The sequence below is a fragment of the Bordetella petrii genome, from assembly GCF_000067205.1.
GTDB lineage: Bacteria > Pseudomonadota > Gammaproteobacteria > Burkholderiales > Burkholderiaceae_B > Bordetella_A > Bordetella_A petrii.
Genome location: NC_010170.1, coordinates 4,287,215 through 4,304,138, shown reverse-complemented (window position 1 = coordinate 4,304,138; position 16,924 = coordinate 4,287,215). Strand labels below are relative to the sequence as shown.

Here is a 16,924-nt window from a genome sequence, read left to right as displayed (position 1 = left end):
TCTCAGGGCGGCGGCGCGGCGGGGGGACCCGCCAGCGAGCGGGCGCGCGCGACGCCGGTCATGACGGTGTCGCGGGTGGGATCGCCGGCGGGCAGAGTCGCCGCCAGGCGCTCCCAGTAGTCCACCGCGTCGGCGTACCTCCCGCTTTCGAAAGCGGCGATGCCGGCCAGGGTCAGGCTGACCGCTTCTTCGGGATCGCCCGCCAGCGCTTCGTCGACCAGGGCCTGCAATCGAGGCGTCCATTGCTGGTCGTCGGCGAAGTACAGAGCCTGTGCCCAATGGCCCAGCCACTCTGGCGGGCGGCCCGCCCGGGTGACGGCCTGTTCGAAGGCGCCGGCCGCATCGGCCCAGCGGTCCTGGGCCATGTAGGTGCGGCCCAGGAAGAACCAGGCCTCGGGGGTTTCGGGAGCCGCCGCCAGCGCGGCTTCGAGGCGCGCCGTCATGTGTTCGATGCTTTCATTGGCGTGGCCGGCGTACTGCTGCGCCTGCAGCACCTGGTCGAGCGCGCCCCAGCGCCAGTACAGCGCGGTTGCGCCTGCCGGCACCAGCAAGGCGGCTGCCAGCGCCAAGGCCATGCCCGCCTTGCCGCGCGCCGCGGGGGCGGGCTGGCCTGCGGTGTCGGCCAACAGAGCGCGCGCCGCTTCGGCGCGGGCGGCCTCGAACTGGGCCTGAGTGAGCAGGCCGGTTTGGCGCTGCGCCTGCAGCGCCTGCAGGCGTTCGCCGTACAGCGCCACATTGAGCGCCGCGCGGTCGGTATCCCTGGCCGGATCGCGCGCCCGCAGCAGCGGAACAAGCACGAATGCCGTGGCCAGCGTCAGCAGCAGCGCGGCGGGTAGCCAGAACTGGATCATGGCGCGGTCTCGTCGTTGCGGCTGGCGCCCAGCAGATCGGCCAGCCGCCGGTGTTCGTCTTCTGTCAGCGCGACGTTGCGCACGCGGCGTCCGCGTGCGACCAGCACGCCCACCAGTCCCGCACCCGCCAGCAGCAATACGGCGGGGCCAAGCCAGAGCATGACCGTACGCAGGTCGAAGGGAGGCCGGTACAGCACGAAATCGCCATAGCGTGCCACCATGAAGTCGATGATCTGGGCTTCGCTACGGCCTTCCTCCAGCATGCGGCTGACTTCGCGGCGCAGGTCCTGGGCGATGGGAGAATTGGAGTCGGCAATATTCTGGTTCTGGCACTTGGGGCAGCGCAGCACCTCGGTCAGGTGCTTGTAGCGGGCGTGTTCGGCCTCGCTGCTGAATTCATGCACATCGATGGCGGCCCGGGCCGGGCCCGCCAGCAGGCATCCCCATAGAACGACAGCCATCAGGCGTTTCATCGGGAAGCCTCGTCAAGTAACTGACGATAGACGGGCTCGAGCCTTTCGCGCCAGACGGTGTCGTCGATGACGCCGACGAACTTGTCCCGGATGACGCCCCGGGCGTCGACAAGAAACGTTTCGGGCGCGCCGTACACGCCGAGGTCCAGGCCTAGTGTGCCGGCGGCGTCTTCGATGTTCAGGCGGTAGGGGTTGTGCAGCGTGCTCAGCCACCGCTGAGCAGAGACTCGGTCGTCTTTGTAGTTCACGCCGTGAATCACCACGCCGGACTGCGACAGGCGGTTCAGCACGGGATGCTCCTGGCGACACGAGGGGCACCAGGTAGCCCAGACGTTGACCAGCGCCGGTGTGCCCAGGATGTCTTGGCGGGTCAGGGTGCGCGCGTCATCGAGCGAAAGCAGGGTGAACTCGGGAAACGGCTTGCCCACCAGGGCTGACGGCAGCCTCGCGGGATCGAGGAACAGGCCGCGGTAGAGCAGCGCCGCAACCCCCAGGAACAGCACCAATGGCAGTAGTCGCAGCAGTTTCTTCATGGGTGTTCTCCCGCGTTCAAGGCGGCCGGCGCGGTGCCGGGTACGCGGCGGCGATAACGGCGGTCGGTGGCCGCCAGCAGGCCGCCCGCGGCCATCAACAGCGCGCCCAGCCAGATCCAGCGCACGAAGGGCTTGATGTGCACGCGCACGGCCCACGCGCCGTTGTCGAGCGGCTCGCCCAGGGCGGTGAAGAGGTCGCGCGTGAAGCCCGCGAAAATGGCGGCTTCGGTCATGGCGTTCTGTTGCGCGTGGTACACGCGTTTTTCGGGGTGCAGCGTGGCAACGTGCCGTCCGTCGCGCAAGATCTGCATGGTGCCGCGCTCGGCGACGAAGTTCGGGCCAGGGCGTGCCGTCGTGCCCTCGAATACGAACCGGTAGCCGCCGAGTTCCACGGCATCGCCGGGCGCCATGCGCAGGTCGCGTTCGAGGTTGCCTGCGCTGTTGAGCACCACGCCCAGCGCGCACATGGCCAGCCCCAGGTGCGCCAGTTGCATACCCCAGTAGCTGCGTCCCAGGGCCGGCAGACCGCGCCGCAGGCCCAGGTGGCGGGTCTTGTCGACAATGTCGCGCAAGGCGCCCAGCACGATCCAGGCGGCCAGCAGGCATACGGCCCCGACTGTCCAACGCGAATCGCGCGCCAGCGCGGCCGCGCCGGCGGCGAACGCGAGGCTGGCTGCCAGCACGGGCCCCAGCATGCCCGCCAGCCAGCGCGGCGGGGTGTCTTTCCAGCGCGCGGCGACGCCCAGCGCGGTGGCCGCCATCAGCAGCGCCATCAGCGGCACGAACAAAGCGTTGAAATAAGGGGGGCCGACCGACAGCTTGGCGCCGGTCAGCGCGTCGAGCACCAGCGGATACAGCGTGCCTAGCAGGATCATGGCCGCGGCCACGGACAGCAGCAGGTTGTTGATCAGCAACAGGGTTTCGCGCGACCACGTGCCGAAGCTGGCTGCGCTGGCCACTGCCGGCGCGCGCAAGGCGAACAAAGCCAGCGAGCCACCCACCACCACCAGCAGGAAGCACAGAATGAACACGCCACGCGCCGGGTCGGTGGCAAAGGCGTGCACCGAGGTCAGCACGCCCGAGCGCACCAGGAACGTGCCCAGCAGGCTCAGCGAAAACGCGGCAATGGCAAGCAGCACCGTCCAGCTCTTGAAGACGCCGCGCTTCTCGGTGGCGGCCAGGGAATGAATCAGGGCCGTGCCCACCAGCCATGGCATGAACGAGGCGTTCTCGACCGGGTCCCAGAACCACCAGCCGCCCCAGCCCAGCTCGTAATAGGCCCACCACGACCCCAGCGCGATGCCCAGTCCCAGGAAGGCCCAGGCGACCAGTGTCCAGGGCCGCGACCAGCGCGCCCATGCGGCGTCGAGCCGGCCGTCGAGCAGCGCGGCAATGGCGAACGCGAAGGCTACGGAGAAGCCGACATAGCCCATATAGAGCATGGGAGGGTGCACGATGAGGCCGAAGTCCTGCAGCAACGGGTTGAGGTCGTTGCCGTCGGCAGGAACATCGGGCAGCAGACGTTCGAAAGGATTCGAGGTGGCGATGAGAAACAGCAGGAACCCCACGCTGATCATGCCCATGACCGCCAGCACGCGGGCCCGCATGGTGCGGGGCAATTGGCGCGAGCCCACGCATACGGCACAAGACCAGCCCGCCAGCAGCAACGCCCACAGCAGCAGCGAGCCTTCATGTGCGCCCCAGATGGCGCTGAATTTGTAGTACCAGGGCAGGGCGCTGTTGGCATTGCGGGCCACGTACGCCACCGAGAAGTCGTCGCCCAGGAAAGCGTGCGCAAGCGCCGCGAACGCCAGCAGCAGGAAAGTGAACTGGCCCCACGCAGTCGGTGCGGCCAGCGCGATCCAGCGCGGGTTGCCGCGCCAGGCTCCCGCCAGGGGCAGGCTGGCCTGCACCGCGGCCAGACAAAGCGCCAGGGCCAGCGACAGCAACCCGAGTTCGGGGATCATGGTTGCGGCTCCGCGGCGGGTGTGCCGCCCGACGTGGCCGCGCCTTGCTTCAGGGCGTGCGCCGCTTCGGGAGGCATGTAGTTCTGGTCGTGCTTGGCCAGCACTTCATCGGCTTGCAGCATGCCCTGCGCATCAAGCTTGCCCAGGGCGACGATGCCCTGGCCTTCGCGGAACAGGTCGGGCAGGATGCCATCGTAGCGCACGAGTACCTGCTGAACGCCGTCGGTAATGCCGAACTGCACCGCCAGGCTGTCCGGCGCGCGGCGCAGCGACCCGTCTTGCACCAGGCCGCCGGCGCGGATGCGTGTGTGCAGCGGCGCTTCGCCGGCGGCGATCTGGCTGGGGGAATAAAACAGGTTGATATTCTGCTGCAGGGCGGCCAGAGCCAGCGCGACGGCGACGCCCACCCCACCTGCCAGGGCCGCCAGCATGACCAGCCGTCTCTTGCGCTGGGGGGTCATCGTGCCGCCTCGCGGCGCAGTCGCCGTGCCAGTAATTTGAGATAGCGGCGCCGCGCCAGCAGCGGCAGCAGCGCGTTCCAGGCCAATAGCGCCAGGCACAGGGCGTACGAGGCCCACACAAAAATGCCATGGCCGTCCATGGCGAGAAAGTCGTTCAGCGAGACGAAGGGAGTCATGCGGGGCCTTTTTCGAGCAGGCGCGCGATTTCGTCGCCGACCCAGCGCGCGTCGGCTTCGCGCTTGAGTACTTCGAGCCGCATGCGCGACAGCAGCACGGCGGCGAAGAAGCAATAGAAGCCGAGCGTCGCCACCAGCAGCGGAAGCCACATCTGCGGCGGCATGGCGGGCTTTTGGGCCAGCGAGAACGTGGCGGGTTGATGCAGGGTGTTCCACCAGACGACCGAGTATTTGATGATGGGGATGTTCACCACCCCCACCACGGCCAGCAGCGCACAGGCGCGCGCCGCGCTTTGGCGATGCGCAATGGCCTGCCCCAGCGCGATGATGCCGAAGTAGAGGAACAGCAGGATCAGCATCGAGGTCAGGCGCGCGTCCCAGACCCAGTAGGCGCCCCAGGTGGGCTTGCCCCATAAGGCGCCGCTGACCAGGGCGATCACGGCCATCCAGGCGCCGATGGGGGCGGCTTGCTGCAAGGCTACGTCGGCGAGCTTGATTTTCCAGACCAGGCCCACCGCGCCCGCGACGGCCAGCATGATGTAGACGGACTGCGCCAACAGGGCGGCCGGTACATGCACATAGATGATGCGGAAGCTGTGACCCTGCTGGTAATCGGACGGCGCGAAGACCAGGCCCCAGACCAGCCCGGCGGCAATCAGCACGGCGCCGGCGCCGGCCAGCCAGGGCAGGCAGCGTCCGCTGATGCGGTAGAACCACTTGGGCGATCCCAATCGGTGCAGCCAGGTCCAGTTCATGGCAATGGCCTTTCAGGTGCGAGCGGACATGGCCAGCGTCATTCGCCGGCGCTGATGGTCAAGCCGGCTGCAATGGCGAACGGAGCCAGCGCCAGCGCCAGCGCGGCCAGGCAACCTAGCCACAGCAGATGGCCGAGGGCCGGCAGGCCTTGCAGCGTGGCTTGCAGGGCGCCGCTGCCCAGGATAAGCACGGGTATGTACAGCGGCAGGATCAGCAGTGCTAGCAAGAGCCCGCCGCGGCGCAAGGAAACGGTAAGCGCCGCGCCCACGGCGCCCAGCAGGCTGAGTACCGGCGTGCCGAGCAGCAGCGACGCCATCAGCACGGGCAGGCAGCCGGCCGGCAAGCCCAGCATCAGGGCGAGCAAGGGCGCCAGCATGACCAGCGCCAGGCCGCTGCCCAGCCAATGCGCCGCCACCTTGGCCAGCACCAGTATGGGCATGGGATGCGGCGACAGCAGCCATTGTTCGAGCGAACCGTCGTCCAGGTCGGAGCGGAACAGGCTGTCGAGCGAAAGCAGCACCGCCAGCAGCGCCGCCACCCACAGGATGCCGGGGGCCATGCGCTGCAGTAGTTGGCTTTGCGGCCCCACCGCCAGGGGAAACAAGGCGGTGACCAAGGCAAAGAAAACCAGGGGATTGGCAAGTTCCGCAGGACGGCGGCATAGCAGATTCAGCTCACGGATGAATAAGAGGATAAAGATCTTGTTCATGCGGCGTACTGTCCGAGATCAAGCTCGCGGTAGGCCGGCGGACGGTGAGCCAGCTGGTGATGGCTGGTCAGCACCACAACGCCGCCGCCCGCACAGTGCGCGGCCAGGTGTTGTTCAAGTTGCGCCACGCCCTGCCGGTCGAGCGCGGTAAAGGGTTCGTCGAGAATCCACAGCGGCGGGCCGCCGGGCAGGTACAGGCGCGCCAGCGCCACGCGCCGCTGCTGTCCGGCCGACAAGGCGTGGCAAGGCACATCTTCGAAGCCGGCCAGGCCGGCCGCGGCCAGCGCCTGCCAGATGGCGTCGCGCGCCGTCGGCGCGTGCAGGGCGCCCAGCCATGAGAGGTTTTCGTGTGCGGTCAACAGACCCTTGATGCCGGCCGCATGGCCGATCCACAGCAGGCGGCGGGCCGCGGGGCCGTGCCAGTGCACGCTGCCGGCCGCCGGCCGCAGCAGGCCAGCCAAGAGGCGCAGCAGGCTGGTTTTGCCGCTGCCGTTGGGGCCGCTGACCTGCAGCATGTCGCCGGGCGCCAGCGTCAGGTGCAGCCGTCTGAACAGCCGCCGTTCGCCGCGTTCGCAGGCCAGGCCCGAGGCGCTGAGCAGTGGCGCTACGCCGGCGCGCGGGTTTGGGTGAGCGGCTAAGGGCGCTTGCATGACGCGGTGCTCAGTGCGATGTGCCCTCGGCGTACTCGATCTTGTTGCCCACGTTGTACTTGCCGGAGGGTTTGTTCATGGGAATGCGCTTGATCTCTTGCAAGCTGTGGCTGTCGTAGATGATCAGCGCGCCGTCGGTGTCCCAGACGCTGAGCAGCAGGTAGCGTCCGTCGCGGGTGAACTCGACATGGGCGGCGTTCTTGCCGGGCATGGGCCGCAGCGTGTGGGCCACGGCCAGCGTCTGCTTGTCGATCAGGTGCACGGCGTCGTTGTCGGGGCCGAAGAAGACGTCGGTCCAGGCATAGGGCGAGTTGCGGTGGCTGCGCATGAAGAAGCCGGGCCCTTCGGTGGGGATTTCCTTGATGACGTTCCAGGTATGCAGGTCAAGCACCGAGATCAGCCCCTTGCTGATGTTGGGCGTGGCGAACACCCAGCTGTCGCCGCGTTGCCAGTAAATGCCCGAACCCAGGTGCGGCATGCCCGGCAGGGCGATGTCGCGGATGGTGGCGCCGCTGTCCAGGTCGATGACCTGGCCGCCATGGGCCTTGCGCGAAGTGGCGAGCAGGTAGCGATGGTCGGGCGTGAAGGAGAAGTCGTCGAGGAAGTCGCGGGCCGGAATCCGGCGCGGGATGAAATCGGGCTGACCGGCATAGGAAAGTTCCCAGACTTCCTGAACGTCTTTCAGGGCGACCACGAAACTCTGGCGCCGCGGCGCCGTATACACCGCGCTTACGCGCGAGGGCATGCCATCGGCCAGTGGCGTGGCGATGCTGCCCACCAGAGACAGGTCGCGAGCATCGAGCAGCACCAGCCCGCCCGGCAGGTAATTGCCGACCAGCACCCAGCGGCCGTCGCCGCTGACGGCCAGGTTGCGGGTGTTGAGCCCGGCGCGGATCTCGGCCACCATAGTCAGGTTGTGGAGGTCGTACTTGCTGATCCAGCCGTCGCGCGACGCAAAGTAGACGTAGCGGCCGTCGGGCGAGAACTTGGGGCCGCCGTGCAGGGCGAAGTGCGACGGGAATCGGGCCAGCGGCTCGAACTGGTCGCCGTCGAGTATGACGACATGATGATTGCCGGCCTCGACCACGACGAACAGGTTGAGCGGATCGGCGCCATGCTGCGGAGTGTCAGGCAGCGTGCCTGGGTTGGCCAGTTGACGGTGGCTGGCGCCAATGTCGGCATCGCTCCAGGTGGGCGGGGTGGCGGGCGGCTGGTACAGGTAGTCGGCCAGGGCTTCGGTTTGCGCGGCGTCGAGCACCTGGTCGAAGCCGGCCATCTGGCTGGCCGGACGGCCTTGCCGGATGGTTTGCAATGCCTCGGTGCGCTTGATGCGCGCCAGGCTTTCTGGCAGCAGGGCCGGCCCCGTGCCGCCCAGGCGGTCGGCGCCATGGCAGGTTTCGCAATGCTGCTGGTAAAGCTGCGCGGCGTTTTGCGCCAGGGCCGCTCCGGACGGCAGCCAGGCTGCCAGCAGCAACAGGCTGGTGCTCAGCCGCATAGCTGCTCCTGTAGATTGGGCAATGGCCGCAGGTTGGCCCGCAGCCGGCCGGGGTATTCGGTGTCGCGGTCGGCCATGAGGTCGACAACATGGCCCACCACGGTGAGGGTGGGCGTGCCCAGGCGATGGCTGCGCGCCATGTCGCCCAGGTTGCGCAGGGTGCCGCGCAGCATGCGCTGGTCGTGGCGCGTGCCGTTGGCCACCAGCATGGCGGGCGTGTCGGCCGGCCGGCCAGCGGCAATGAGTTCGCGCGAGATTTCTTCGAGGCTGCCCAGACCCATGTAGAACACCAGCGTGCAGCCCGGGTCGGTCATGGTGTGCCAAGGCAGCGCCAGCGTGCCATTGCCCTGGACGTGGCCGGTGATGAACTGACAAGAATGCGCCACGCCCCGGTGCGTGAGCGGAATGCCGGCGTAGGCGGTACAGCCAGAAGCCGCGGTGACGCCAGGCACCAGCTGGCAATCAACGCCGTGCGTGAGCAGGAAGTCGATTTCTTCGCCGCCGCGCCCGAAAATGAAGGGGTCGCCGCCTTTCAGGCGCGCCACCCGCATGCCGTGACGCGCCAGCCGCAGCAGCAGTTCGTTGATTTCTTCCTGGGGCAGGCTGTGGCGGCCGCTGGCCTTGCCAACGTAATAGTGGCGACAGGAAGTAGGCAGCAGGTCGAGCAAGGCCTGGCTGACCAGACGGTCGTAGACGAGCGCGTCGGCCTGCAGCAGCAGGCTCCAGGCAGCCACGGTGAGCAGACCGGGGTCTCCGGGGCCTGCGCCCACCAGGGCCACTTCGCCCGGGCGGAACGTGCGCTGCAGCGCGGGGGGCAGGGTAATGGGATGAGGCAGGACGCAGTCGGGAAGGGTCATGGTGGCAAGCTGTTGTATGAGGTCTCAGGCCGGCTGCCTGGCCGGGGCGCAGGACTGGGCGGCCGGCGGTTCGATTTCCGTGTCGCTGAGATGGCAGCCGGGGTCTGCGCCCCACAGATCGCCCGCCGCCCAGGCGCGCGTGCGGGTGTTGCCATTGCAGACGGGCAGCCATCGGCAGCTTGCGCAGCGCCCGCCCACGGGACGGGGATGTTGGCGCAACTGCTGCAGCAAGGGATGTGGATGGGTGATCCAGATATCGCGGAAGGATTGCCGCCGTACGTTGCCGACCTGGTGCTGCCACCAGTAAGTGTCGGGATGCACGTCGCCGGTGTTGTCGATATTGGCGATGCCGCTGCCTGAGGCGTTGCCGCCCCAGGCGCGCAGCATGCTCTCGAGCCGCGCGGCGTGCTGCGGCATGCGCCGTTGCACCCATTGCAGCAGCAAGATGGCGTCGGCATCGTTGTTGCCGGTGACGAAATCGGTGTCGAGGCCGGCGCCGATGTCGGCCCAGGCGCGCTCAAACAGCAAATGCACCGCGTCGCGCGTTATCTGGCGCTGGGCGTCGAACTTGCTGCTGCGTTTGCCGCGGCCGCTGTAGTTCAGGTGCGACAAATAGAATTTCTGCACGCCATGCTCGCGCATCAGGCCGAGGATGGCGGGAAGTTGTTCGCTGTTGTGCTGCGTAAGCGTGGTGCGCAGGCCGACGCGAATGCCATGTCGGCGGCACAGGTCGATGGCCCGCATGGCCGCGGCAAAGCTGCCGGGCATCTGGCGCCAGGCATCGTGAACCTCTTGCAGGCCATCGATGCTGATGCCGACGTAGTCGAACTGCGCCGCCGCGATTTGTTCGATGTTGTGCGCGTCGATCAGGGTGCCGTTGCTGGACAAGGCCACGAAAAAGCCTTTTACGCGCGCGTGGCCGGCAAGCTGGAAGAGGTCGGGGCGCAGCAGGGGCTCGCCGCCGGACAGGATCAGCACGCGCACGCCGGCGTCGTGCAGGTCGTCGATGACGCGCAGCGCTTCTTCGGTGTTCAGCTCATTGCGGAACGGGCTGTCGGCCGAGGTGGCATAGCAATGTTTGCAGGTGAGGTTGCAGCGCCTGAGCAGGTTCCAGATGACCACGGGAGGGCGCAGGACGGGCGTGGCGGGGCCGCCAGATGCCGGCGCGGCTTCCGGTTGGGCAAGGGCGCGCAGGTAGTGGCTGATTCTCAACATGGGAGTTCTCTGGATGGCGGCGGGTTGCCATATCGGCCCGCCGGGGCATGCGTGCAGCATCGCCGAGCCGTGCGGCATGCGCCTTGACCGCAGACAATAAGATCTGACGCGGCCTGCGCCGCTAGCGGGCCGGCGCCAGGCGCAGGCCGGTTTTCTTCAGGATGCGCGTGCTGACCAGCATGTCGTCGGCAAGTGTGGAGCGGCCGAGCAGTGCGCGGATGTGTTCCCGATACTGCTCGATTTCGGCGGCGCTGCGCCCATGCACCATGGCGAACAGGTTGTAGCGCCAGGCCCGCCGGCGCGGCCGCCGGTAGCAGTGGCTGACGAAGGGCAGCGCGCCGACTTGCGCGCCGAGCCGGTCGATTTTTTCGTCGTCGACATCCCAGACCGTCATGCCGTTGTGCACATAGCCCAGGCGGTAATGGTTGGGCACTGCTGCGATTCGGCGTATGGCGCCCGCGTCCACCAGGCGGCGCAGCAGGGCCAGCGTGGCGGACGGACTGAGGCCCAGCCGTACTCCCAGCCAGGTCCAGGGGTCGGCCACCAGCGGCAGGCCGGCCTCGGTAAGCTGGATCAGTCGCTCGGCCAAAAGGGCGTCAGACGGGGAAATGCAGGCCGACATGATAGGTTTGCTCTTTGGGCAGGTTGAGCACGGCCAGGCCCGTGCGCTGCTCGATGCGTTCAATAACGCGCGCGATCTCGCGCTGCGACGGACAGGCCAGTACGAACCACATATTCCAGGTGTGGTCACGCAGGTAGTTGTGCGCGACCTCGGGCATGGCGGCCAGCATGCCGGCGACTTCGTCGATGCGCGCCGAGGGCACGCACAATGCTGCCAGCGTAAAGGCGCCGCCGAGAGGTTCTACGTCGAACATGGGGCCGAAGCGGGTCAGCGTGCCGTCGTCCAGCCAGGCGCGCACCCTGGCGCGCAACTGCGCCGCCGGCACTCCGAGTTCGGCGCTCAGGGCATCCCATGGCCGCGGCACCAGCGGCAGGCCATGCTGCAGCCGGTTCAGCAGGAGCCGGTCGAGTTCATCCATGCGAACCTTCCAGGACGTAACGGCCGCCGCCTTGCTTGAAGGCGCGCGCGCTGAACAGCAGACGGTGCGGCAGATGATTCAGGCCCGCCTGTCGAAGCAGCTGGCCGACCTGCTGCCGGACATCTGTACGCTGCTGGCCGTGCACCATGCAGAACAGGTTGTAGGGCCAGTGGGGCAGGCGGCGCGGGCGCTGGTAGCAGAGATTGACGCCGGGGGCGTGGCCAAGTTGCTGGCCGGCCTGGTCGACCAGATGGTCGGGTACGTCGATGACCAACATGGCGTTGGCCCGAAAACCCAGGGCGCGATGATTCAACACCAGGCCGATGCGGCGGAACAGGCCGTCATCGTTCCATTGCCGCATCTGGTCGAGCACGGCGTCTTCGGTGGCGCTGATTTCTGCGGCCAGCTGCTGGTAAGGCCGCGCCGTCAGCGGCAGCCCGGTTTCGAGCAGGCGCCGCAGCTGCAGCGCCTGGGAGGGGGCAAGCGACGGGACGCGCGTCATGCCGGCGCCTCCAGCGGGAAACCGAGGTCGACGCGGTAGGCCTGCACCATGGGAAGATCGAGCGGGACCAGTCCGGTGGTCGTGGCGATCTCGGCGAGGATCTGGTCGATACGGGCGCGGCAGGGCGCGGTGATGACGAACCAGAGGTTGTAGCGATGGGTGCGCAAGTAGTTGTGGTTCACTTCGGGATATTCGCTGACGCGCGCCGCCACGTTGTCGATGTCGCGCGGCGGTACAGCCAGGGCGGCCAGGGTGCTGGCGCCCGCCTGGCGGTGGTCGAACACCGGGCCGACCCGGTTCAGCATGCCGTGTTCCCGCAGGCGCGCCAGGCAGTCGAGCAACTGCGCCTCGCTGCACCCCAGTGCCTGCGCCATGGCCTGGTAGGGCCGCGCGCATAGCGGCATGCCATGCTGGTACGCGTTCGCGGCCCGCAGTGCCAGGTCGTCGAAGACGGTGTCACAGGCCGGTTGCATGAGCCCTGCTGGTAAAGAAGATGCCGCTGGGGCTGTCTGCCGGCAGCGTGGCGGTGCGTTGCAGCGAATAGGGGTCCCATACCTGGATTTCGCCGCCGTCGCGCACGGACATCCATAGCTGGTCGCCGCGGGCGGTGAATTCCATGTGCAGCACGGCGGGGCCGGGCCGCAGCGTGGCGACCACACGCAGGGTATCGGTGTCGATGACCTGCACCACGTCGTTGTCGGGATGCGCGAAGTTCACCCATACCTGGCGGCCGTCGGGGCGGGCCATGACGAACACGGGTTGCCCCGCTACGTCGATGGCGGCGGCCTGGCGCCAGGAGCCGGTGTCCATGGCCAGCACCTGGTGGTGGCCGACCGCCGGTACGAAGGTTCGGGCGCCCGCGACCGTCCAGCCTTCGAGGTGCGGCATTTTGTACACCGGAAGCTTGCGTTCGCCGCGTCCGTAGTGGTCAAGCACGCGTCGCACGCCCCGTTCTGGATGCCACAGGTCGAGTTGCGCCATGCCATTTTCGCCGAACAGGCCGGCCAGGTAATAGCGGCCGTCGGGAGTGAGCAGGGCGTCGTACGGCTGGTTGCCGATGCCGGTATGGCGCGTGACCAGGGGCTCGCCGGCGCGGCTGAAGTCGGCCACCCAGATTTCGCCGGTGTCGAACAAGCTGTAGATGAAGCGCTGGCCAGGCGCGTCGGCAACGCCCACGACACGCGAACGGCGCTGGGTGCCGGGTACTACGCTGGCTGGGATATCGGCCACTTGCGCCAGCGTGCGTGCGTCGAACACCTTGACGCCGCCGGGTTCGTAGTTGCCCACGGCGATCAGGGTGCCGTCCTGGCTGATCGCGCCGCCTATGCTGTTGCCGCCCTGCACGATGCGCCGGTCGACGCGCCGGGCAAGCAGGTCGACTTTGGTCAGCCCGCCGTCGCGGCCGAACACGTAGGCGTAGCGCTGGTCCCGCGAAAATACCACCGAGGCGTGCGACAGGTCGCCCAGGCCCTGCACGCGGCCCAGGCTGGTGCGGCCAGAGCTTTCAATGATTTGCAGGCTGCCGGTGGCACGCTCGATGACGACGCCGAGATCGCCGGTACCGCGCAGCGCGGGCTGCGCGCAACCGCCCAGCAACAAGCTGGCCAGCAAGAGCAGCAGGATGCGGATCATGGGGGAGGGTTTCCTTGCAGGAGACGGTCGGCCAGCCAGGCGATGTCTTGCGTGTCGAGCAGGGCATCCCAGTTGGGCATGGGAGTGCCCGGGCGGCCAAGGGTAATGGTGGCGATGAGCAGCTCGCGCGGCTTGCCGGCCAGCGCCTCGCGCGTCAACGGCGGCCCCAGGCCGCCGGTCAGGCGCAGGCCGTGGCACGAGCCGCAGTCTTGCCGCAGCAGGTGTTCGAGCTGGCGCTGCCGCAGCATGTCTGGGTCGGCGTGGGCCGCGCCCGCCACGGCACAGGCCGCCAGCATGCCGGCCAGGTGGGTTGCGATATAGCGGTGGCGCGCCATGAGCCGCTACGGGCGCCTACTGGCGCGCCGCGGTGATGTCGGCCGCGGCGCCAATGCCCAGGTGGTAGCCCAAAGATACGTGGTGATAGCGGCCGGCGCTATGGTCGTCGTGGATGGCCACGCCGAAGTTGTAGGTCTTGCCCGGCTCGAGATTGACATCGCCCTCGCCGCCCGTGAGTTTGCGGGTGAACTCGACCGTCCAGATGTCGCCGTCGAGCTTGCCCTGCGCCGCCACCAGGGCCTGGCCGCCTTCCATGACGCGCTCGCCGGCGATATAGCCGTCGTAGCCCTTGTTTTCACCGCTGCGCCATTGGTTCAGATCGTAGAACACGCCGTCGGCAAGCGATCCGCCCTTGACGTACTTGGTTTTGCTGTCGGCCGCGCCGGGCATGGTGCGCGCGTCGCCATGGCAGGCGCCCCAGCAGCCGCCGGCATTGGCCAGCTCGACCTTGCCGCCCGCTTCAAGCATGTAGGCGAGCTTGATCGGGTTGGTGGCGTCCATCGCGGCCGCGCCCGAAGCCTGCGGCTGGGTCCAGCTGAAGCGCAAATACAGGTGCTGGTCGTCGTGGGCAGCCTGCACCTTGACCCGGATCGAAGGCGCCTTGCCGGCTATGGGGGAGGGCTCCAGCTTCTGGCCGCTGGCGATCAGCTGGCCCATGTTGGCGACTTCTTCAGAGTGACACTCGATGCAGGTCTCGCCCTTTTTCAGGGCGCGCGCGCCGCCGTGTTCGGTGCCTTTGGTTATCCATTCCGCGGCCGAGATGCCCGGATAGAACAGGGTGATTTCGGTGCCGGGCACGGCGCTCCAGTTGGCCGGGGCAGCAGCCTGGGCGGCGCTGGCGGCCAGGATGAGCGCGGCGCCCATGGCGCCGCCGAGCAGGGTTTTTTTCATACCGGGATTCCTTTTTTTCAGTGAGGCGGGCGGCTATTCTTCGTCTTCGTCGGTCATGCCCTGAGGCTTGTGGTGCGCGATACCTTTGTGGCAGTCGATGCAGGTCATGTTGTCTTCGGCGGCCATGGCATGCTGCTTGCGCGCGCGCTGCTTCTGTACGTCGCTGTTCATGCTTTCCAGGCTATGGCAGTTGCGGCACTCCCGGGAATCGGATGCCTTCATGCGCCGCCATTCGTGGCGCGCCAGTTCGAGCCGCTTGGCTTCGAACTTTTCACGTGTGTCGATGGTGCCGACCAGCTTGCCCCACAGTTCTTTGGATGCCTGGACCTTGCGGATCATTTTGTAGGTCCAGTCTTTGGGGACGTGGCAATCGGGGCAGGTGGCGCGCACGCCCGTGCGATTGCTGTAATGGATGGTTTCTTTGTATTCGGGATAGACGTTATCGCGCATCTCGTGGCACGAAATGCAGAACGCCTCGGTGTTGGTGGCTTCCAGGGCAGTGTTGAAGCCGCCCCAGAACACGATGCCCAGTACTATGCCCGCCAGCAGCAGCAAGCCGACTGAGTGGGTTGCGCTGGGACGCCGCAACCGTGCTAGGAAACCTTTCTTGCCGTTGGTTTGTGTCATGATGGGCTAGGCGGTTCCCCACAACAGGGAACCGCCAACTAGTGGAAACGGCGTGGATCAGTAGACGTCGTGCATGGTGTTGTAGACGTTGAACTTGCCAGTGGGCGTGACCACGGCCGGATCAGTGATGACGCGCTTGAGTTTGAGGGTCTTGTCGTCGTAGATCACGATGGCGGATTGGTCGGTCTTGCCGCCCCACAGCGAGATCCAGACTTCGTCGCCTGCCTCGTTGTATTCGGGCTGCACCGCGCGCCGGATGGCCTTGCTTTCGGGCAGGCCCGAATCCTTGGCCACATTGAGCCGGGTAGGCGGCTTGGACAGGTCGTCGAGGTTGAACACGTAGACCGATTCGGCGACTTCGCGCTCGGGGTTCATGGGCGCGTCGGCCCAGAAGTGCTTGGACTTCGGGTGCGTCTTGACGAACAGGTTGCCCGCGCCCGGCATCTTCAGCTCTTGCACGACCTTCCAGTTGTGCTGCTTGAATTTGGCGTGCTCGGATTTGTCAGACGCGGTGGAGATCAGCGACACCACTTCGTCGCCCAGGTGGCCGGTGGCCCAGACCGGACCGAACTGCTTGTGCACGAAGTTGGCGCCACGGCCCGGGTGGGGAATCTTGGCGGTGTCGACCAGGGCCGCGAGCTTGCCAGTCTTGGTGTCGACCGCGGCCACCTTGTTCGAGGCGTTGGCTGCCACCATGAAATAACGGCCCGAGGCGTCCCAGCCGCCGTCGTGCAGGAACTTCGCCGACTCGATGGTGGTGGTTTTCAGGTTTTTCAGGTCGGTGTAGTCCACCAGCAGGATCTGGCCGGTTTCCTTTACGTTGACCACCCATTCGGGTTTTTGCAGCGAGGCCACGATGGAGGCGACACGCGGTTCAGGATGGTATTCGCCGTCGACCGTCTGGCCGCGCGTCGATACGATCTTGATGGGCTCGAGCGTTTCACCGTCCATGATGGAATACTGAGGCGGCCAGTACGTGCCGCCGATCAGGTATTTGTCTTCGTAGCCCTTGAACTTGGACACGTCGACCGAGCGCGCGTCGGAACCCAGGCGCACCGTGGCCACGGTGGTGGGCTCTTCGAACCACATGTCGATGATGGTGGTGAGGCCGTCGCGGCCCACGGTGTACACATAGCGGCCGGATGCCGACAGGCGCGAGATGTGCACCGCGTAGCCGGTGTCGAGGATCTTCCAGATCTTGTGGTTGTCGCCGTCGACAAGCGCCAGCTTGCCCGCGTCGCGCAGCGTGATGGCGAAAACGTTCTTGAGGTTGACCTTGTTGAGCTGCTTCTTGGGGCGCTCGGACACCGGAACGATGAGCTTCCAGCTGTCTTTCATGTCTTGCAGCGAGAACTCCGGCGGTACGTCGGGAGTCTGCTGGATGTAGCGCGCCATCAGGTTGATTTCCTGTTCGGTCAGGATATCGTCATAGTTGACCATGCCGCCTTCGGTGCCGTAGGCGATGATGTTTTCCAGCCGCTTGGTACCCAGCTGCAGCGTGCCGCCTTCGGTCTTGGCGCCGCTGGCGTCGGTCTTGGCCCAGTGGGGTTCGAGGTTCTTGCCCGTGGCGCCCTTGCGCAGCACGCCGTGACAGCCGGCGCAGCGCTCAAAGTAGATTTGCTTGGCAGTTTCTTTCTCGGCGTCTGTCATGGCCGGCGCTTCGGCGTGGACGCTGGCCGCGCCCAGCAACGATGCGCTGGCGATGAGGCCTGCCAGCAGGGTTTTTTTCGGACGGATCATGGGTACTTCTCCT

Annotated in this window: 21 protein-coding genes; all 21 read right to left on the bottom strand. The window is 67.0% G+C overall.

Annotation, left to right across the window (positions count from 1 at the left end):
• Positions 1 to 2: 2 nt before the first annotated feature.
• Positions 3 to 851 carry a c-type cytochrome biogenesis protein CcmI gene (gene ccmI / locus BPET_RS20685; protein ID WP_012250962.1) on the bottom strand — a complete coding sequence of 283 codons (849 nt, stop codon included), beginning with the start codon at positions 849 to 851 and terminating at the stop codon, positions 3 to 5.
• Positions 848 to 1,312 (bottom strand): cytochrome c-type biogenesis protein, encoded by a 465-nt coding sequence (locus BPET_RS20680; RefSeq protein ID WP_231852628.1) that lies wholly within the window; start codon positions 1,310 to 1,312, stop codon positions 848 to 850. Before BPET_RS20680 ends, ccmI begins: the two co-directional genes overlap by 4 nt.
• Before the next feature lie 8 nt (positions 1,313 to 1,320).
• Complete coding sequence (locus tag BPET_RS20675; RefSeq protein WP_012250960.1) at positions 1,321 to 1,857, bottom strand: DsbE family thiol:disulfide interchange protein; 537 nt, start codon at positions 1,855 to 1,857, stop codon at positions 1,321 to 1,323.
• Entirely contained in the window at positions 1,854 to 3,824 is a 1,971-nt protein-coding gene (locus BPET_RS20670) for a heme lyase CcmF/NrfE family subunit (protein ID WP_012250959.1), read from the bottom strand. The genes BPET_RS20675 and BPET_RS20670 overlap by 4 nt, the downstream gene beginning before the upstream one ends.
• Positions 3,821 to 4,285, bottom strand: coding sequence for a cytochrome c maturation protein CcmE (gene ccmE, locus BPET_RS20665; RefSeq protein ID WP_012250958.1), 465 nt, complete (start codon positions 4,283 to 4,285; stop codon positions 3,821 to 3,823). Before ccmE ends, BPET_RS20670 begins: the two co-directional genes overlap by 4 nt.
• Entirely contained in the window at positions 4,282 to 4,461 is a 180-nt protein-coding gene (gene ccmD / locus BPET_RS20660; protein ID WP_041863113.1) for a heme exporter protein CcmD, read from the bottom strand. The genes ccmE and ccmD overlap by 4 nt, the downstream gene beginning before the upstream one ends.
• On the bottom strand, positions 4,458 to 5,216 hold the full coding sequence (locus BPET_RS20655) for a heme ABC transporter permease (RefSeq protein WP_012250957.1): 759 nt from the start codon (positions 5,214 to 5,216) through the stop codon (positions 4,458 to 4,460). Before BPET_RS20655 ends, ccmD begins: the two co-directional genes overlap by 4 nt.
• A 38-nt stretch (positions 5,217 to 5,254) precedes the next feature.
• Entirely contained in the window at positions 5,255 to 5,926 is a 672-nt protein-coding gene (gene ccmB, locus BPET_RS20650; RefSeq protein WP_012250956.1) for a heme exporter protein CcmB, read from the bottom strand.
• On the bottom strand, positions 5,923 to 6,576 hold the full coding sequence (ccmA, locus tag BPET_RS20645; protein WP_012250955.1) for a cytochrome c biogenesis heme-transporting ATPase CcmA: 654 nt from the start codon (positions 6,574 to 6,576) through the stop codon (positions 5,923 to 5,925). The genes ccmB and ccmA overlap by 4 nt, the downstream gene beginning before the upstream one ends.
• 10 nt (positions 6,577 to 6,586) lie before the next feature.
• The gene (locus BPET_RS20640; RefSeq protein WP_012250954.1) at positions 6,587 to 8,071 is read right to left on the bottom strand and encodes a cytochrome D1 domain-containing protein; all 1,485 of its coding nucleotides are present in this window, start codon (positions 8,069 to 8,071) and stop codon (positions 6,587 to 6,589) included.
• The gene (gene cobA / locus BPET_RS20635; protein WP_012250953.1) at positions 8,062 to 8,928 is read right to left on the bottom strand and encodes a uroporphyrinogen-III C-methyltransferase; all 867 of its coding nucleotides are present in this window, start codon (positions 8,926 to 8,928) and stop codon (positions 8,062 to 8,064) included. Before cobA ends, BPET_RS20640 begins: the two co-directional genes overlap by 10 nt.
• A gap of 24 nt (positions 8,929 to 8,952) precedes the next feature.
• Positions 8,953 to 10,143: a heme d1 biosynthesis radical SAM protein NirJ gene (gene nirJ, locus BPET_RS20630; protein WP_012250952.1), complete on the bottom strand. Its 1,191-nt coding sequence runs from the start codon at positions 10,141 to 10,143 to the stop codon at positions 8,953 to 8,955.
• Between the two features lie 121 nt (positions 10,144 to 10,264).
• A complete protein-coding gene (gene ahbB / locus BPET_RS20625; protein WP_012250951.1) occupies positions 10,265 to 10,765 on the bottom strand; it encodes a siroheme decarboxylase subunit beta in 501 nt (166 codons plus the stop codon).
• Positions 10,740 to 11,183, bottom strand: a complete 444-nt coding sequence (locus tag BPET_RS20620; RefSeq protein ID WP_012250950.1) for an Lrp/AsnC family transcriptional regulator — start codon at positions 11,181 to 11,183, stop codon at positions 10,740 to 10,742. Before BPET_RS20620 ends, ahbB (BPET_RS20625) begins: the two co-directional genes overlap by 26 nt.
• On the bottom strand, positions 11,176 to 11,685 hold the full coding sequence (ahbB, locus tag BPET_RS20615; RefSeq protein WP_012250949.1) for a siroheme decarboxylase subunit beta: 510 nt from the start codon (positions 11,683 to 11,685) through the stop codon (positions 11,176 to 11,178). Before ahbB (BPET_RS20615) ends, BPET_RS20620 begins: the two co-directional genes overlap by 8 nt.
• On the bottom strand, positions 11,682 to 12,158 hold the full coding sequence (locus BPET_RS20610; protein ID WP_012250948.1) for an Lrp/AsnC family transcriptional regulator: 477 nt from the start codon (positions 12,156 to 12,158) through the stop codon (positions 11,682 to 11,684). The genes ahbB (BPET_RS20615) and BPET_RS20610 overlap by 4 nt, the downstream gene beginning before the upstream one ends.
• Positions 12,142 to 13,317, bottom strand: coding sequence for a cytochrome D1 domain-containing protein (locus BPET_RS20605; protein WP_012250947.1), 1,176 nt, complete (start codon positions 13,315 to 13,317; stop codon positions 12,142 to 12,144). Before BPET_RS20605 ends, BPET_RS20610 begins: the two co-directional genes overlap by 17 nt.
• Complete coding sequence (locus BPET_RS20600) at positions 13,314 to 13,652, bottom strand: c-type cytochrome (protein ID WP_012250946.1); 339 nt, start codon at positions 13,650 to 13,652, stop codon at positions 13,314 to 13,316. Before BPET_RS20600 ends, BPET_RS20605 begins: the two co-directional genes overlap by 4 nt.
• Positions 13,653 to 13,668: 16 nt before the next feature.
• The gene (locus tag BPET_RS20595; RefSeq protein ID WP_012250945.1) at positions 13,669 to 14,544 is read right to left on the bottom strand and encodes an ethylbenzene dehydrogenase-related protein; all 876 of its coding nucleotides are present in this window, start codon (positions 14,542 to 14,544) and stop codon (positions 13,669 to 13,671) included.
• A 33-nt stretch (positions 14,545 to 14,577) separates the two neighbouring features.
• Positions 14,578 to 15,171 carry a NapC/NirT family cytochrome c gene (locus BPET_RS20590; RefSeq protein ID WP_012250944.1) on the bottom strand — a complete coding sequence of 198 codons (594 nt, stop codon included), beginning with the start codon at positions 15,169 to 15,171 and terminating at the stop codon, positions 14,578 to 14,580.
• Positions 15,172 to 15,228: 57 nt separating this feature from the next.
• Positions 15,229 to 16,911, bottom strand: a complete 1,683-nt coding sequence (locus BPET_RS20585; protein WP_012250943.1) for a cytochrome D1 domain-containing protein — start codon at positions 16,909 to 16,911, stop codon at positions 15,229 to 15,231.
• Positions 16,912 to 16,924: the final 13 nt, after the last annotated feature.